Below are 16,447 nucleotides of genomic sequence, written 5' to 3'. Positions count from 1 at the left end.
ATTGTCGTGCCTTATGGGAATTGCGTGTCTTGCCTCTATATCAACGATCCGCCGCACGAGTCGACAGGCACTCGTACGGCGGATCTTCACGCGTCAGATCATCTGCGCGGCTGGGCGTCCAGCACCTGCTGCAACGCCTCGAACTCCTCGACACACTTTCCGGAGCCGAGCGCCACGCTGTCCAGCGGGTCCTCGGCGATGTGGATCGGCATGCCGGTCTCCCGGCGCAGTCGCTCGTCGAGGCCGCGGAGCAGGGCGCCGCCACCGGTGAGAACGATGCCTCGGTCCATGACGTCACCCGACAGCTCGGGCGGGCACTTGTCGAGGGTGGTCTTGACCGCGTCGACGATCGCGTTGACCGGCTCCTCGATGGCCTTGCGGACCTCGGCGGCGGAGATGACGACGGTCTTGGGCAGCCCGGAGACCAGGTCCCGGCCGCGGATCTCGGTGTGCTCGTCGGCGTCCATGTCGTACGCCGAGCCGATGGTGATCTTGATCTGTTCGGCGGTGCGCTCGCCGAGGAGGAGGGAGTACTCCTTCTTGATGTGCTGGATGATCGCGTTGTCCAGCTCGTCGCCGGCGACGCGGATCGACTGTGCCGTGACGATTCCGCCGAGGCTGATGACCGCCACCTCGGTGGTGCCGCCGCCGATGTCGACCACCATGTTGCCCGTGGCCTCGTGGACCGGGAGGCCGGAACCGATGGCCGCGGCCATGGGCTCCTCGATGATGTGCACCTGACGCGCGCCGGCCTGCGAGGAGGCCTCGATGACGGCGCGGCGCTCGACACCCGTGATGCCGGAGGGCACGCAGACGACGACACGCGGACGGGCGAGGTAGCGCCGCTTGTGGATCTTCAGGATGAAGTAGCGGAGCATGCGCTCGGTGATCTCGAAGTCGGCGATCACGCCGTCCTTCAGTGGGCGCACCGCGACGATGTTGCCGGGCGTGCGCCCGATCATCTTCTTCGCTTCTGCGCCGACCGCGAGGATGCCACCGGTGTTGGTGTTGATCGCGACGACGGACGGCTCGTTGAGTACGATCCCCCGACCCCTGACGTACACCAGCGTGTTGGCGGTCCCGAGGTCGACAGCCATGTCACGGCCGATGAACGACATGTTGTTCCCCATGAGGATGCGTCTGGCCTTCCCTAGTGGAGCGTGTGATGGCTTTTTAGGTAGGCGAGGTGGGTGCTGTGTGGCAGTGGAGGCTTCCATCGTAGTCTCGGCTGCGCGAACACGGCGCTAGGGTCTCCGCCATTGTCAGCAGATGATGGGCCGCCTCGCTCTTGGAGACGTGCCATCGGAGGCACGGGTTCCCCCAATGGGGGCGCATATGCCAAAGGACGGCCGAATTCCTTCGGCCGTCCCGGGCTGAAACAGCGCACTTCTGACGCGCGGTCAGAAAATAATGTGTGGGGCTGATCGGACTAGACGACGCCCGGGAAGAAGATCTTGAGCTCGCGCTCCGCGGACTCCTCCGAGTCCGAGGCGTGGATCAGGTTCTCCCGGACGATCGTGCCGAAGTCGCCGCGGATCGAGCCCGGCGCCGCGGCGATCGGGTCGGTCGGCCCCGCGAGCGCGCGCACGCCCTCGATGACCCGCTCGCCCTCGACGACGAGCGCGACGACGGGACCGGACGACATGAAGGCGACCAGCGGCTCGTAGAAGGGCTTGCCCTTGTGCTCGCCGTAGTGCTGCTCCAGGGTCTCCTGGTCCAGCGAACGCAGCTCCAGCGCGGAGATCGTCCAGCCCGCCTTGCGCTCGATGCGGCCGATGATCTCGCCGATCAGGCCACGACGGACGGCGTCGGGCTTCAGCAGGACGAGGGTGCGCTGGCTCATGTGCGGCTCCAAGAGGTGTTCTTGCGATCTTTACGATCGGGTGGGATTGGGCCGCACGATACCGGGGTCGGCTACGCCGCGTTACCTCCGGCCTCCGGCTGCCCCTCCCCCATGGCCGCGAAGCGGGCCTTCGCCTCGTCGATCTTGCGGCCGAAGTGGACCGAAGCCCACCAGAGGGCGGCGAAGACGGCGCCGAGGAAGAACATCGTCGGCACCACGAAACCGCTCGCGATCAGCGCGATCTGGAGGGCCCAGCCGAGCTGCACCCCGCCGGGCCGGGTGACCATCCCGCAGAGCAGGAGGCTCACCACCATCGCGATGCCGCAGACCGTCCACACCGTGCCCATGGACAGGTCCTCGTCCTTCATGGCGACCAGACCCGCGAAGCCGATCACGAAGAACTCGCCGATCAGCGTCGAAGCGCAGAGCGTACGCACAGGAATTCAGCCTCTCCCCAGGAGCAGTCGGGCCTCGCCGACCGTGATGACGGAACCAGTGACGAGGACGCCGCCGCCCGCGTACTCCCCCTCTTCCTCGGCGAGGGTGATCGCCGCCTCCAGCGCGTCGTCGAGGCGCGGCTCGACCTGCACGCGGTCGTCGCCGAAGACCTCCACGGCGAGTCCGGCGAGGGTGTCCGCGTCCATCGCGCGGTGGCTGGAGTTCTGCGTGACGACGACCTCGGCGAAGATCGGCTCGAAGGCTTCCAGGAGGCCCTTCACGTCCTTGTCGTCGCTCGCGCCGACCACGCCGATGAGGCGGCTGAAGTCGAAGACCTCGCTGATCGCGGCGGAGGTGGCGCGGGCACCGGCCGGGTTGTGCGCGGCGTCGAGGACGACGGTGGGCGAACGGCGCACCACTTCGAGCCGGCCCGGCGAGGAGACCGTCGCGAACGCCTTGCGGATCGCGTCGATGTCCAGCGGGCGCGCGTGCTGCGAGCCGATGCCGAAGAACGCCTCCACGGCGGCGAGCGCCACCGCGGCGTTGTGCGCCTGGTATTCGCCGTGCAGCGGCAGGAACACCTCCTCGTACTCCCCGCCGAGGCCGCGGAGCGTCAGGAGCTGGCCGCCGACCGCCACCTGACGGGCGACGACACCGAACTCCAGGCCCTCGCGGGCGACCGTCGCGTCGACCTCGACGGCCTTCTTCAGCAGGACCTGCGCGGCGTCCACCGGCTGCTGCGCCATGATCACCGTGGCGTCCTGCTTGATGATGCCGGCCTTCTCCTTGGCGATCTCGCCCGGCGTGTTGCCCAGGCGGTCGGTGTGGTCGAGGTCGATGGGGGTGACGACGGCGACGGAGCCGTCGATCACGTTCGTCGCGTCCCAGCTGCCGCCCATGCCGACCTCGACGACGGCCACGTCCACGGGGGCGTCCGCGAACGCCGCGTACGCCATGCCGGTGAGGACCTCGAAGAACGAGAGGCGGTACTCCTGCTGGGAGTCGACCATCTCCACGTACGGCTTGATGTCCTGGTAGGCCTCCACGAAGCGCTCGGCCTCGATGGGGGCGCCGTCCAGGCTGATCCGCTCGGTGATCGACTGGACGTGGGGCGAGGTGTACCGCCCCGTGCGCAGGTCGAAGGCGGAGAACAGGGCCTCGATCATGCGGGCGGTGGACGTCTTGCCGTTCGTGCCCGTGATGTGGATCGAGGGGTACGCGCGCTGGGGCTCGCCCAGGACGTCCATCAGCGCGGCGATGCGGCTGACGGACGGCTCCAGTTTGGTCTCGCCCCAGCGGCCCGCGAGCTCCGTCTCCACCTCGCGCAGCGCCCGGTCCACCTCCGGGTCGGTGGGGCGCGCGGGGACACCGCTCTCGGGCGGACCCGCCTGGGTGCGCAGGGTGCGGCTGCCCGCCTCGATCACTGCGAGGTCGGGGTCGCGGTCCGTCTCGGCATCGACGATCTCGTCGAAGGGGTCGGCGTCGGCGGGGTGGTCGGCATGGTCGTCGCGCGGGGGGAGATCACTCACGTACGCCAGTCTACGGAGCGGCACCGACAGCCGTCGTCAGGACCTGTCGGAACCCGCCGGTCCGGGGGCGCGTCTCTCGCCGGGACCTTCGTCGGGACCTTCGACCCGTCCGATTCGGGACCTAAGTCCCTCCGCTTCGGGGAGCCGTTGGGCAAACTTGGCGATCATGGACATAGGTATCGACCTCGGCACGGCGAACACTCTCCTCTATGTGCGCGGCAAGGGGATCGTGCTCAACGAGCCGTCGGTGGTCGCCGTGCGGGCGGACAAGGGCGGCAGGAGCGGGGTGCTCGCCGTGGGGACGGAGGCCAAGGAGACCATCGGGCGGACGCCCGGGTCCATCACCGCCATCCGGCCGCTGCGCGACGGCGTGATCAGCGACTACGAAGCGGCCGAGGAGCTCATCCGGCACTTCGTGCGCAAGGCGGTGCCGGGGCGCCGTCCCCGTACGCGCATGGTCGTCTGCGTGCCGAGCGGCGTCACTCCCGTGGAGCGGCGCGCGATCGTGCACGCCTCGCAGCGGGCCGGGGCGCGCGCCGTCCACCTGGTCGAGGAGCCCATGGCGGCGGCCATCGGCGCGGGGCTGCCGGTCGCCGAGCCCCGCGGGTCGATGGTCGTCGACATCGGCGGCGGGACGACCGAGGTCGCGGTGATCTCCCTGGGCGGCATCGTCACGGCCCAGTCGCTGCGGGTGGGCGGCGACCGGCTCGACACGGCCATCACCGACTACGTGCGCAAGGAGCACGCGCTGCTCATCGGCGAGCGCACCGCCGAGGACATCAAGGTCGGCATCGGGTCGGCGTGGCCGGTGCCGGGTGAGGACGCCCTGGAGATGCGGACGTTCACGGTGCGGGGGCGGGAGAAGGTGGGCGGCCTGCCGAAGACGCTCGATCTGACGGCACGTGAGGTGCGGGCCGCGCTCGACGAGCCCGTGGAGCAGATCATCGCCGCGGTGAAGACCACGCTGGAGGAGTGCCCTCCGGAACTCTCCGGCGACATCATGGAGCACGGCATCGTCCTCACGGGGGGTGGCGCGCTGCTGCCCGCCCTCGACCTGCGTATCGCCTCTGCGACGGGGATTCCGGTGTTCGTGGCGGACGATCCGCTGGACAGCGTGGCCATGGGGTGCGGGAAGTGTGTGGAGGACTTCGACGGGCTCGAGCGGGTGATGTCGGCGGCGTAGGCGGGCGGGATCGTCGCGGTGGGTGGGATCGTCGCGGTGGGTGGGGACGTCACGGTGGGCGGGGCTTGGGCTGGGGGCGGAGGCTTGGGCTGGGCGGGGGCTTGGGCTTGGCCGCCTCCGGTGTGAGGGGGCGGGTACGCGCCGGGATGTCCGTCCTCGCCATCCCTGCGCCGCGTTGTCCTGCTTCTTGCCCGGAGCGCCGCGCGCCGTGCTCCGGGCAGACATCCCGGCACGTCCCCTCGCGCCGTCCCGCGGCTGCGGGTCGAGGCCCGTCCGGCTGGATCACCTCGCACCGTCCCGCGACTGCGGAGCGGGGACCGTCAGGCCGGTTCGCCTCGCGCCGTCCCGCGGCTGCGGGTCCCGGCCCGTCCGGTTGGGTCCCTCGCGCCGGCCCGCGGCTGCGGAGCGGGGAACGTCAGGTCGGTTCGCCTCGCGCCGTCTCGCGGCTGCGGGGCGGGGCCGTCCGGTTGGGGCCCTCGCGTCGTCCTGCGGCTGCGGGTCGAGGCCCGTCCGATTGGGTCCCTCGCGCCGTCCCGCGGCTGCGGGGCGTGAGCGTGGTTCCCTTTCGCTGCTGCGGGGCGGGGGCCGTCCGGCTGGATCACCTCGCGCCCTCTCGCGGCTGCGGGGCGTGGGCGTGATTCCCTTCCGTTGCTGCGGGGCGGGGACCGTTCGGTTGGGGCGCCTCGCGCTCTCTCTTGCGGCTGTGGGGCGTGGCTCCCTTCCGTTGCTGCGGGGCGGGGGCCGTCAGGTTGGTTCGCCTGTGGCGAGGGTTGCGTGGACCTCGTACGTGGATGCCTTCGGGCCCGCCTCGAACGTGCCGCCGACCGCTCTGATCCGTTCCGCCATGCCCGTCGTGCCTGTGCCCGCCGAGACCGGGGCGGAGGGCGGAGCCGTGGTGGGGAGCGGGTTGGTGACCGTGATGTGGAGGCGGCCGCCGTCCAGGGTCACGCGGACGGAGACCCGCTCGCCCGGTGCGTGCTTCGCCGCGTTCGTCAGGCACTCCTGGACCACCCGGTGCACGGCCGCCTGACGGAGCGGTGAGAGGGAGTGTGCCTTCTCGTCGACGAGGAGGTCGACGGGGCTGCCCGCGCGGCCGCTGCGCTCGGCGAGTGCGGGCAGGGCGGCGAGGCCCGGCGTCGGAGCGCCGTCCGTGCCGCGCTGCACGATGATCTCGTTCAGCATCCGGTGCGCGCTGCGTGCCGTCTCCGAGAGCTCCTCGAAGCCGTCCTCGAAGGGGCCGCCCTCGGCCCGGCGCGCCAGTACCTGAGAGCGGACGCTGAGAAGCGTCAGCTCACGGCCCACGAAGTCGTGCACGTCCCGCGCGATGCGGGTCCGCTCCCGCTGGACCGCGTGCAGCGTCTCCGTCTCCACGCGCTTCGCCTCCAGCGCACGGACCAGGTCCTGCCGGTTCGCGGCGACGCCGACGCCCGCGGCGAGCACCCCGATCGGGACGACCAGGCTGGAGAACTCGCCGAGCGTGTCCCCCCGGTGCACGGGCCAGCCGGGCAGGTTGAACATCACGTACGCGAACGCGACGTACCCGACGACGCCGATCGCCCCGGCCGGACGGCCCCGGTAGCGCCCCAGGGAGTACAGCGCGAACTGGGCGAGCGTCAGCTCGTGCAGCCAGCCCAGGAAGCAGAGCGCCACCCCGTACGTCAGCCAGGGCGCTCTGCGGCGCACGAGCAGCGAGCACGCGCCGCCCGCGAGGGCCAGCACGGCCAGCGGGCCGTTGAGGGAGTTGTCCGCCTCGGCGAGACCGGGGACGTCCAGGCTCATCAGCGCGAACGCGCTCAGCGCGGTGAGGACGTCCAGGGCGCGGGGCTCCCTCGACCAGCGTCCGCCGAGGCGGCCGGCCGTGGCCGCCGCCTGGCGAATCGCCTGGGCGGCGGGCAAGGTGCGCATGCTCTCCATCATCCAAGGTCCTTCGGCCCGTTCCACCGGACTTACGTCCCTGATTTGGTGATTTGCCGCACGCCTGCGCTTTGCGGATGAACACGGTCGAACCACTTGGGCGTGCACACAACGGGTGTATCTTCGGCGCGGCTGCCCGCTCCCGGCGCGTGCCGGGGGTCAAATCGGACCATGTGGTATGCCCAGAATCCCGCCCGACGGACCCATCAGCTCGTCGGTGACGCCGGGGTCCTCCTGTGGACCGCGCTGTGGGCCACCGCGGCCGTCATCGCGTACAGGCTGGCCTGTCTGCTCGCCGTCCCCCGCGCCCTGCAACAGCACAACGCGCCGCTCCCGCTGGTCGGGGGCCGCGTCGACAACGTGCTGCGCCGCGTCGCGGGCGTCATCGACGCGATGGACCCGGTGACCGTACGGACCGCCGTGGCCGTGGGTGCCGTCGCCCTCTTCGTCGTCCCGGTCGGCCTCGTGCTGAACGCCTGGCTGCCGCGCCGGCTGCGGTGGATCCGGCAGGCGGGCGCCGCCCGTGACCTCGCCGCCTCCGACGACGGCCGTGAACTGCTCGCCCTGCGCACCCTGCTCCGACCGCTGCACGAGGTGGCCCTCACCGCGTCGGAGATCCCGGACGCGACGCCGGGCAGCCTCGCCTGGGGCTGGCGGCACGGTGATCCCGAGACGCTGGACGCGCTGGCCGAGGCGGAACTCGAACGGCTCGGTCTCGACTTCACGCCGCTGGGGCCGCCGGTGCAGGTGCCGGTACCGGTTCCTGCGCCGGTGGCGGTGCCGGTAGCGCCTTCTCAGGTGGTGCCCGAGGCTGTCGTACGGCCGGTTCCGGCGCAGGCCACGGAGGCGCCGGGGGCCGCGGATGCCGGCGAGGCCTCCGGGGGCGCCGGGGTGTCCGGAACCGTCACCGGTCCCGTCGGCTAGAGCCGTGCCCCAGAACCTGCGGCTGACCGCGCAGGTCGCCGAGGCCCTGCTCGCCGCGGTGCCCGAGGGCGCGCTGCTCGTCGGCGCCGACAACCGGGTCGTGGCCGTCAACCGACGGCTCGTGGACCTGGCCCGGCTCCAGGACGTCGACACGTCGTCGGGCGCGCCGGTCGAGGCCCTCGCCGCGGCCGTCGCGGAGCAGCTGCCCGCGGGCAGCCCCTCCCTGCGGCAGCTCAACCGCCGTCAGTTTCCACGGACGGCCGAGGTCCGCTTCCTCGACGGCCGGGTCGTACGGACCAGCCGACGGCCCATCGACGTGGCGGGCGAACGGGTCGGCGTGCTCTGGCTGGCCGAGGACATCACCGAGCAGCGCCGCCGCGAGACCGATCTGCGGCGCCACATCCGTACGCTCGGGGAGCTCGCCCGCGAGCGGTCCGAGTTCACCGCCCGGGCCTCGCACGAGCTGCGCACCCCGCTCGCCACGATCCTCAGCTTCTGCGACCTGCTCGCCCCGCCGTCCGCGGAGCCGCTCTCCGCGGCGCAGGCCACGTATCTGGACACGATCCGGCGCAACGCGCAGCGCATGCAGGAGATGGTCGACGGGCTGCTGCACGCCGCGACGGCGGCGGCCGCCTCGGGAGGCCGCCAGGAGACGGCGTACGCACGCGTGGACATGGCCCGGCTCCTGGGGCGCCTCACCGGTGAGCTGCAGCCCCGCGCGGAGACCGCGGGCCTCTTCCTGGTCCACGACCACGAGCCGGGGCCGCCCGCCTACGCCGACCGCGGCCATCTGGAGAACGCGCTGGCCGCGCTGCTCGACAACGCCGTGAAGTTCACCCCGGCGGGCGGCACGGTGACGGTGTCGGCCCACCCCTACGACGAGCCGGACGGCACGGGGTGGGAGATCTCGGTCGCCGACACCGGAATCGGCATCCCCAAGGAGTTCCAGGAGGAGGTCTTCACCGAGTTCGTACGGGCCCCCAACGCCCGTCGCGGCGCGTATCCGGGGACCGGGCTCGGGCTCTCCTCCGTCCGGGACGCCGTGCGGCTGCACGACGGGCACGTCGCCGTGCACGGTGGGGAGGGGGAGGGGACGGCGGTGGTGGTGCGGCTGCCGACGGCGCCTCCCGCCTCGGCGGCGTCGGCGGCCGCGCCCGACCCCGCCGGCCGCGGATGACCGGTCTGCTCGTCGTCGAGGACGACCCCGACCTCGGCCTCGCGCTGCGTACCGTCCTCGACCGGGCCGGCTACGAGACGGTGCTCGCCGAGGACGGCCAGGCCGCGCTGCGTCTGCTCTTCGCGGAGCGTCCCGCCCTGATGATCCTCGACCTGGTGCTGCCGGGCCTCGACGGCTGGGAGGTCCTCGACCGCACGCGGGACATGACCGACCTGCCCGTCCTGATCCTCTCCGGCCGTACGAGCCCGGCGGAACGGGTACGGGGGCTGCGCGCGGGCGCCGACGACTACCTGACCAAGCCCTTCGACACGCAGGAGCTGCTCGCCCGCATCGAGGCGCTGCTGCGGAGGAGCCGGCCCGACCAATGGCGCGGCGACTATGTGGAGGCGGGGCTCCGGATGGTGCCGGAGCGGCGGTCCGCGGTGTGGCAGGGGCGGGAGGTCCGGCTCAGCGACATCGAGTACCGGCTGCTCCAGGTGCTGGTCCGCAACCGGGGGCGCATCGTCACGACCGAGCAGCTTCTCGACCTGGTGTGGGACTCGCCGGACGGGAGCGGTCGGGAGCGGGTGAAGTTCGCGGTGCTCAGGTTGCGGCGGCGCCTGGCGGTGGGAGGCTCCGGAGGTGAGGACCCGGTGGAGTCGGTGCGAGGGGTCGGGTACCGGTATCGCGGGGCTCTGTAGGGGGGTCTCCAGCTGCGCGCCGGTGGGGGCCGGGCACGCAGTTCCCCGCGCCCCTGGACCCACCCGAGCCTTGCCGTGGCCCCCGAAGGGCGAACGTCCCGGACCAAAGGCCCGTAAGCGGCAATTCGGCCATTTGCAACCGTCGCGCAACCAAGTGCGATCCGGGAGCGCAACCGTGGCCCCGCACTCTCCATGACGTACACCGCAATGTCCCGTTCCTCCTGGAGTGCCCCGCGTGTTCACCGCCGCCATCCGTCCCGCCGCCAGCGTCGCCGTCGTCCTCGGCACCCGGCCCGAGCTGGTCAAGACGGCACCCCTGGTGCGGGCGCTCGGCCCGGCGGCCCGTGTGATCCATACCGGGCAGCACTACGACGACTCCCTGTCCGGACGGTTCCTCGCCGAGCTCGGGCTGCCCGAGCCCACCCTGCTCGCCGGCGTCGGCGGGCAGACGCGTGCCGTGCAGATCTCCGTCGCGCTCGCCCAGCTCGACGCGGAGTTCGCCGCCCGGCCGCCGCGCGCCGTCGTCGTACAGGGCGACACCAACGCAGCGCTGTCCGGCGCCCTCGCCGCCAACGCCCGCGGCATTCCCCTCGTCCACATCGAGGCGGGCCTGCGCAGCCACGACCGCGCCATGCCCGAGGAGCACAACCGCGTCCTCATCGACCAGCTCTCCGATGTCCTGTGCGCCGCCACGGAGGACAACCGCGCCAACCTCATCGCCGAGTCGGTCCCCGGCGAGCGGATCGCCGTCACCGGCAACACCGTCGTGGAGGCCGTCCGCGACGCGCTGCCCTCCGAGGCCGAGCGCGCCGCGCTCCTCGCCGGGCACGGGCTCACCCCCGACTCGTACGTCCTCGCCACCGTCCACCGGCCCGAGAACACCGACGACCCCGCCGCGCTCCGGGCCGTACTGACCGAACTGGCCGCCCTCGCCGAGCGGTTGCCCGTCCTCGTCCCGCTGCACCCGCGCACCCGTGCCCGCGCCGAGGCCGCCGGGCTCGACGGGCTCCTCTCGGCGCTCACGCTCCTGCCGCCCATCGGGTACGGGGAGTTCCTCGCGCTCGCCCGTCACGCGGCGCTGCTCGTCTCGGACTCCGGCGGCGTGCAGGAGGAGGTCACCGTCCTCGGGCGGCCGCTCGTGGTGGTGCGCCGGTCCACGGAGCGGCCCGAGGCCGTGGCCGCGGGGTTCGCCGAGCTCGTCGAGCCGGGCCCCGAGGTCGGGCGTGCGGCGCGGCGGGTGCTCGCCGAGGGCCGGGCGGGCCTGCTCAGGCTCGCCGCCACTCCCAGCCCCTTCGGGGACGCGCGGGCCTCCCGGCGCATCGTCACGCTCCTGGCGGACCTGGTGGCCGACCGAACCTCGTCCACCCCGCTGCCGGCAGCGGCCTGACCGTCACGCGGCCGCGACGGCGCGGCCGCGTGACGGGCGACACCGGCGGCACCCGGCACCGCCACCACCGCCGCCACCGCCCTGGCAACCACCAGCCCCCGCCCCGCCCTCGCCCCCCGACCTCCAGCCCTACGCCCCCCCAGGACCCCAGACCCCCATGCTCACCCCCGACCGGTTCCTCTTCCTCTTCCCCTTCGTCCTCCTCGGCTGCTTCCTCCTCTACTGGGCGGGCGCCCGGTACTCCTATCTGCGCCGGCCCGCCCACGAAGCCGGTGACCCCGGCGCCTTCGCGTGGCACTTCTTCGTGCCCTGCCGCGACGAGGAGACCGTCGTCGGCGCCACCGTGACCCGCCTGCGGGCCGACTTCCCCGCCGCCCACGTCTGGGTCGTCGACGACGCCAGCGACGACCGCACGGCCTCCGTCGTCGCCGCGCTCGCCGAGGACGACGTCCGGGTCCACCTCGTCTCGCGCCGCAGGCCCGACGCCCGGATCGGCAAGGGCGCGGCCCTCAACGCCGCCTACGCCGAGCTCGACGACTTCCTGCCCGCCGACACCGACCGCTCCCGGGTCGTCGTGTGCGTCGTGGACGCCGACGGGCACCTCGCTCCCGGCGCACTGGCCGCCGTCAGCGGGCCCGCCGGTTTCGGCGACCCCGAGACGGGCGGCGTGCAGGTCAGCGTGCGGATGCGGAACGTGGACGAGCCGCGGCCGCTGCCCGGGCGCGGCCGGGTCCTCAACGCCGGCGCCCGGCTCCTCGTCCGTATGCAGGACATGGAGTTCGCCGTCTCCAACGCGGGCATGCAGCTGCTGCGCGCCCGCACCGGTTCCGTCGGCCTGGGCGGCAACGGCCAGTTCACCCGGCTCACCGCACTCGACCGGATCGCCGCGGCCGAACGCCGCCCCTGGCAGCGCGACGCCCTCCTGGAGGACTACGAGCTGGGCCTGCACATGATCCTGGGCGGCTACCGCGTGACCCACATCGCCGACACCTACGTCTCCCAGGAAGGCCTCCCGCACGCCCGCCGCTTCCTGACCCAGCGCACCCGCTGGGCGCAGGGCAACCTGCAGTGCGTGCGGTACGCGCCCCGCATCGTCGGCTCGCGCCACTACTCGGGGCGCGGCGTCCTGGAGACGCTCTACACCTTCATGCAGCCCCTCGCGCACGTGGCGAGCCTGATCCTGACGGTGCTGCTCGTGGCCGCCCTCGCGCTCGGCCGCGCCCCGCTGGACTCGGCGCTCGGCGTCTGGCCGCTGGTGCTCGTCCTGTGCCTGCTCTCGATCCTGCCGTTCGCGCTGTGGGGCCCGGTCTACCGCAGGGACTTCGCGCCCGGACACTCCCGGCTCAAGGGCCTGTTGTGGGGCTTCGCGCTCTGGCTGTACGCCTACCACGTCTTCGTCGTCGCGACGCGCGGGCTGCTGCGCGTGCTGCGGGGCAGGAACGGCTGGGCGAAGACGCGGCGCAACGCGGAGGCGCTGGGCACGGGGCCGGTGGCCACGGAGGCCTAGACGTACGCGAAGGCCCCGGGACCGCTACCGGTCCCGGGGCCTTCGACTGCGTGCCGTCACGCGGCCGGCAGGGCCTCCAGCTGTGCCTGCAGGCGGACGATGTCGGCCTCCGCCTTGGTGAGGCGGCCGCGGATCTTGTCGACCACGTTGTCCGGCGCCTTGGCGAGGAACGCCTCGTTGCCCAGCTTCGCCTCGGCCTGCGCCTTCTCCTTCTCGGCGGCGGCGAGGTCCTTGGCGAGGCGCTTGCGCTCGGCCGCCACGTCGATCGTGCCGGACAGGTCGAGCGCGACCGTGGCGCCCGACACCGGCAGCGTCGCCGTCGCCGTGAAGGCGTCGCCCTCCGGCTGGAGACGCAGGAGCTGGCGGATCGCGGCCTCGTGCGGGGCCAGCGTCGTGCCGTCCAGGGTGAGGCGGGCCGGGACCTTCTGGCCCGGCTGCAGGCCCTGGTCGGCGCGGAAGCGGCGGACCTCGGTGATGACCTGCTGGAGCGTCTCGATCTCGCGCTCGGCGGCCGCGTCGCGGAAGCCGCTGTCGAGCGGCCAGTCGGCGATCACGATCGACTCGCGGCCGGTCAGCGCCGTCCAGAGCGTCTCCGTCACGAACGGGACGATCGGGTGGAGCAGCCGCAGCGTGACGTCGAGGACCTCGCCGAGGACGCGCGCCGAGACCTTCGCGCCGTCGCCGCCCGCCATGAACGTCGTCTTGGACAGCTCGACGTACCAGTCGAAGACCTCGTCCCACGCGAAGTGGAAAAGGGCGTCCGAGAGCTTGGCGAACTGGAAGTCGTCGTAGAGCGCGTCGACTTCGGCGACCGTCGCGTTGAGGCGGGACAGCACCCAGCGGTCCGTGGCGGACTGCTGCTCGACCGGCGGCAGGTCGCCCTCGATCGTCGCGCCGTTCATCATCGCGAAGCGCGTGGCGTTCCAGATCTTGTTGGCGAAGTTGCGCGAGCCCTGGACCCAGTCCTCGCCGATCGGCACGTCGGTGCCGGGGTTGGCGCCGCGGGCGAGCGTGAAGCGCAGGGCGTCCGAGCCGTACTTGTCCATCCAGTCCAGCGGGTTGACCGCGTTGCCGAAGGACTTCGACATCTTCTTGCCGAACTGGTCGCGGACCATGCCGTGCAGCACGATCGTGTGGAACGGCGGGGTGCCGTCCATCGCGTACAGGCCGAACATCATCATCCGGGCGACCCAGAAGAAGAGGATGTCGTAGCCGGTGACCAGGACGGAGTTCGGGTAGAACTTCGCGAGGCTCTCGGTCTCCTCGGGCCAGCCGAGCGTGGAGAACGGCCACAGGCCCGACGAGAACCACGTGTCGAGCACGTCGTTGTCCTGCGTCCAGCCCTCGCCGGTGGGCGCCTCGTCGTCGGGTCCGACGCAGACGACCTCGCCGTTCGGGCCGTACCAGACCGGGATGCGGTGGCCCCACCAGAGCTGGCGCGAGATGCACCAGTCGTGGAGGTTGTCGACCCAGTCGAAGTACCGCTTCTCCATCTCCTGCGGGTGGATCTTGACCTTGCCGTCGCGGACCGCGTCACCGGCGGCCTTGGCGAGCGGGCCGACCTTGACCCACCACTGCATCGACAGGCGCGGCTCGATGGTGGTCTTGCAGCGCGAGCAGTGGCCGACGGAGTGCGTGTACGGACGCTTCTCGGCGACGATGCGGCCCTCGGCGCGCAGCGCGCCGACGATCGCGGAGCGGGCCTCCAGGCGGTCCAGGCCCTGGAAGGGGCCGGGGACCGTGATGACCGCGTGCTCGTCCATGACCGCGATGTTCGGCAGGTCGTGGCGCCGGCCGATCTCGAAGTCGTTCGGGTCGTGCGCCGGGGTCACCTTGACGGCGCCGGTGCCGAACTCGGGGTCGACGTGCTCGTCGGCGACGACGGGGATCGTGCGGTCGGTCAGCGGCAGCTTGATCTGCTTGCCGACCAGGTGCTTGTACCGCTCGTCCTCCGGGTGGACCGCGACGGCGGTGTCACCGAGCATCGTCTCGGCGCGGGTGGTGGCGACGACGATGGTGTCGTCCCCCTCGCCGTACTTCATCGAGACGAGCTCGCCGTCGTCGTCCTGGTACTCGACCTCGATGTCCGAGATCGCCGTCAGACAGCGCGGGCACCAGTTGATGATGCGCTCGGCGCGGTAGATCAGCTCGTCGTCGTAGAGCTTCTTGAAGATGGTCTGGACGGCCTGCGAGAGGCCCTCGTCCATGGTGAAGCGCTCACGCTCCCAGTCCACGCCGTCGCCGAGGCGGCGCATCTGGCCGGAGATCTGGCCGCCGGACTCGCCCTTCCACTGCCAGACGCGCTCGATGAACGCCTCGCGCCCCAGGTCGTGGCGGGACTTGCCCTCCTTGGCGAGCTCGCGCTCCACGACGTTCTGGGTGGCGATGCCCGCGTGGTCCATGCCGGGCTGCCAGAGCGTCTCGTGGCCCTGCATGCGCTTGCGGCGCGTGAGGGCGTCGATCAGCGTGTGCTCGAAGGCGTGGCCCAGGTGCAGCGCGCCGGTGACGTTCGGCGGGGGGATGACGACGGTGTACGGCGGCTTCTCGCTCTTCTCGTCGGCCGAGAAGTAACCCCGTTCCACCCAGCGCTCGTACAGCGGCCCCTCTACCTCGGCCGGCGCGTACTGGGTCGGCAGTTCGGGAGTGGTCGCTGGGGGCTGCTGCTGAGCGTTCTCGGTCACGCGGCCAGTTTAGAGGGGTGACGGAGCGGTCCCGAAACCGGAATGTTCGACATCGCTTGCGGCCGGGGGGTCCAGGGGGCCGGGATTTCCTTCAGGATGTCCGGGACACATCAGCGTTCGGAGGGGGACCCCACGTAATGAGCTACAACGAGCCGGGCCCGTACGGGGGCCAGCAGCCCCAGCAGCCGGGGCCGTACGGGGGTCAGCCTCCGCAGCAACCGGGACCCTACGGCGGGCAGCCGCAGCAGCAGCCCGACCCGTACGGGGGTCAGCCGCAGCAGCAGCCGAACCCCTACGGTCAGCCCCCTCAGCAGCAGCCCCAGCCCGGCTACGGCTTCCCCCCGCAGGCACCGCCCCAGGCGCCGCCCCAGCAGGGCGGCTACAGCCAGCCCCAGCAGCCCGGCCCCTACGGGCAGGCCCCGTACCCGGAGCCGCCCCAAGGCGGCGGCAAAAAGAAGAAGACCGGGCTCGTGATCGGCGCGGTCGCCGTGGTCGCGGCCGCCGCCGTCGGCGCGTACTTCGTCTTCGGCGGCGACAGCGGCTCGGCCTCGGTCGAGGACGACGGCGCGCACAAGCTGGTGCCGCCGGCCTCCGTGGGCAAGTACAAGAAGGGCGACGAGTCGGGTGCCCCCGACGACGGCCCGCTCGGCTCCGGCGACAAGAAGAACGCCGAGGAGATCGGCATCAAGAACCCGGAGAGTGTGGCGGCGGCGTACGAGTTCGGTGAAGCCTTCAAGGGGAAGCAGATGAGCTTCCAGGGCATGTACGGCGAGATCGAGGACCCGGAGAAGGCCATCGACGACGGCTTCGCCAAGGCCGACGAGAACGCGAAGAAGGAGTCGGGCGAGGCGGACGGCGAATCGGACGAGAAGTTCGATCTCGTCGGCAGCCCCGAGGCGGTGGAGCCCGAAGGACTCGACAACGCGATCATGAAGTGCCAGACCGCGAGCATCGCCGAGGACGGCAAGGAGACGAAGCTTCCGATCTGCATATGGGCTGATCACAGCACATACGGCATCGTCTTCGGCGTGGACGTGGCAGCGATGATGAAGGGCGGTGGCGGCATGGCCACGGACGAGGTCGCGTCCTTCGCCGCCGAGCTGCGCAAGGCCGCGCGCGTGAAGGTGTAGCGAGCGGACGCGCAGCGCGAGGGAGCCGGGCCCGGGGCGGATGATCCGCCCCGG

General features: G+C 72.0%; 13 protein-coding genes. 7 read left to right on the top strand and 6 right to left on the bottom strand.

The window, feature by feature from the left end; translation table 11 throughout:
* Positions 1 to 98: 98 nt before the first annotated feature.
* From AC07DO_RS02215 to folC, 4 genes are all read right to left on the bottom strand, one after another.
* A complete protein-coding gene (locus AC07DO_RS02215) occupies positions 99 to 1,118 on the bottom strand; it encodes a rod shape-determining protein (RefSeq protein ID WP_030362602.1) in 1,020 nt (339 codons plus the stop codon).
* A 311-nt stretch (positions 1,119 to 1,429) separates the two neighbouring features.
* Complete coding sequence (gene ndk / locus AC07DO_RS02210; RefSeq protein WP_150218669.1) at positions 1,430 to 1,843, bottom strand: nucleoside-diphosphate kinase; 414 nt, start codon at positions 1,841 to 1,843, stop codon at positions 1,430 to 1,432.
* 71 nt (positions 1,844 to 1,914) lie between these two features.
* On the bottom strand, positions 1,915 to 2,280 hold the full coding sequence (locus tag AC07DO_RS02205; RefSeq protein WP_479056397.1) for a DUF4233 domain-containing protein: 366 nt from the start codon (positions 2,278 to 2,280) through the stop codon (positions 1,915 to 1,917).
* A gap of 6 nt (positions 2,281 to 2,286) precedes the next feature.
* Positions 2,287 to 3,810 carry a bifunctional tetrahydrofolate synthase/dihydrofolate synthase gene (gene folC, locus AC07DO_RS02200; RefSeq protein ID WP_479056396.1) on the bottom strand — a complete coding sequence of 508 codons (1,524 nt, stop codon included), beginning with the start codon at positions 3,808 to 3,810 and terminating at the stop codon, positions 2,287 to 2,289.
* Between the two features lie 166 nt (positions 3,811 to 3,976).
* Between folC and AC07DO_RS02195 the strand changes: the two genes are divergently transcribed.
* Entirely contained in the window at positions 3,977 to 4,993 is a 1,017-nt protein-coding gene (locus tag AC07DO_RS02195; RefSeq protein ID WP_479056395.1) for a rod shape-determining protein, read from the top strand.
* A gap of 744 nt (positions 4,994 to 5,737) precedes the next feature.
* Here AC07DO_RS02195 and AC07DO_RS02190 read toward each other — a convergent pair.
* Positions 5,738 to 6,898, bottom strand: coding sequence for a sensor histidine kinase (locus AC07DO_RS02190; RefSeq protein WP_479056394.1), 1,161 nt, complete (start codon positions 6,896 to 6,898; stop codon positions 5,738 to 5,740).
* Positions 6,899 to 7,078: 180 nt separating this feature from the next.
* On the opposite strand from AC07DO_RS02190, the gene AC07DO_RS02185 reads away from it, so the two are divergent.
* The 5 genes from AC07DO_RS02185 to AC07DO_RS02165 all read left to right on the top strand — a co-directional run bounded on the left by AC07DO_RS02185 (position 7,079) and on the right by AC07DO_RS02165 (position 12,582).
* A complete protein-coding gene (locus tag AC07DO_RS02185; protein ID WP_479056393.1) occupies positions 7,079 to 7,831 on the top strand; it encodes a hypothetical protein in 753 nt (250 codons plus the stop codon).
* A 4-nt stretch (positions 7,832 to 7,835) separates the two neighbouring features.
* Positions 7,836 to 9,008, top strand: a complete 1,173-nt coding sequence (locus AC07DO_RS02180; RefSeq protein WP_479056391.1) for a sensor histidine kinase — start codon at positions 7,836 to 7,838, stop codon at positions 9,006 to 9,008.
* Positions 9,005 to 9,688: a response regulator transcription factor gene (locus tag AC07DO_RS02175; RefSeq protein ID WP_479056389.1), complete on the top strand. Its 684-nt coding sequence runs from the start codon at positions 9,005 to 9,007 to the stop codon at positions 9,686 to 9,688. The genes AC07DO_RS02180 and AC07DO_RS02175 overlap by 4 nt, the downstream gene beginning before the upstream one ends.
* A 235-nt stretch (positions 9,689 to 9,923) precedes the next feature.
* Entirely contained in the window at positions 9,924 to 11,075 is a 1,152-nt protein-coding gene (gene wecB / locus AC07DO_RS02170; protein ID WP_479056387.1) for a non-hydrolyzing UDP-N-acetylglucosamine 2-epimerase, read from the top strand.
* A 157-nt stretch (positions 11,076 to 11,232) separates the two neighbouring features.
* On the top strand, positions 11,233 to 12,582 hold the full coding sequence (locus AC07DO_RS02165) for a glycosyltransferase family 2 protein (protein WP_479056386.1): 1,350 nt from the start codon (positions 11,233 to 11,235) through the stop codon (positions 12,580 to 12,582).
* Between the two features lie 56 nt (positions 12,583 to 12,638).
* Here AC07DO_RS02165 and AC07DO_RS02160 read toward each other — a convergent pair whose 3' ends face one another.
* Positions 12,639 to 15,263 carry a valine--tRNA ligase gene (locus tag AC07DO_RS02160; RefSeq protein WP_479056385.1) on the bottom strand — a complete coding sequence of 875 codons (2,625 nt, stop codon included), beginning with the start codon at positions 15,261 to 15,263 and terminating at the stop codon, positions 12,639 to 12,641.
* 137 nt (positions 15,264 to 15,400) lie between these two features.
* Here AC07DO_RS02160 and AC07DO_RS02155 point away from each other — a divergent pair, with 137 nt between their 5' ends.
* A complete protein-coding gene (locus AC07DO_RS02155) occupies positions 15,401 to 16,393 on the top strand; it encodes a hypothetical protein (protein ID WP_479056384.1) in 993 nt (330 codons plus the stop codon).
* The last annotated feature ends 54 nt before the right edge of the window (positions 16,394 to 16,447 follow it).

The sequence above is a fragment of the Streptomyces sp. NPDC045678 genome (genome assembly GCF_056432085.1).
The sequence above is the reverse complement of the archived record's forward strand: the minus strand, read 5'-3'. Positions and strand labels throughout refer to the sequence as shown.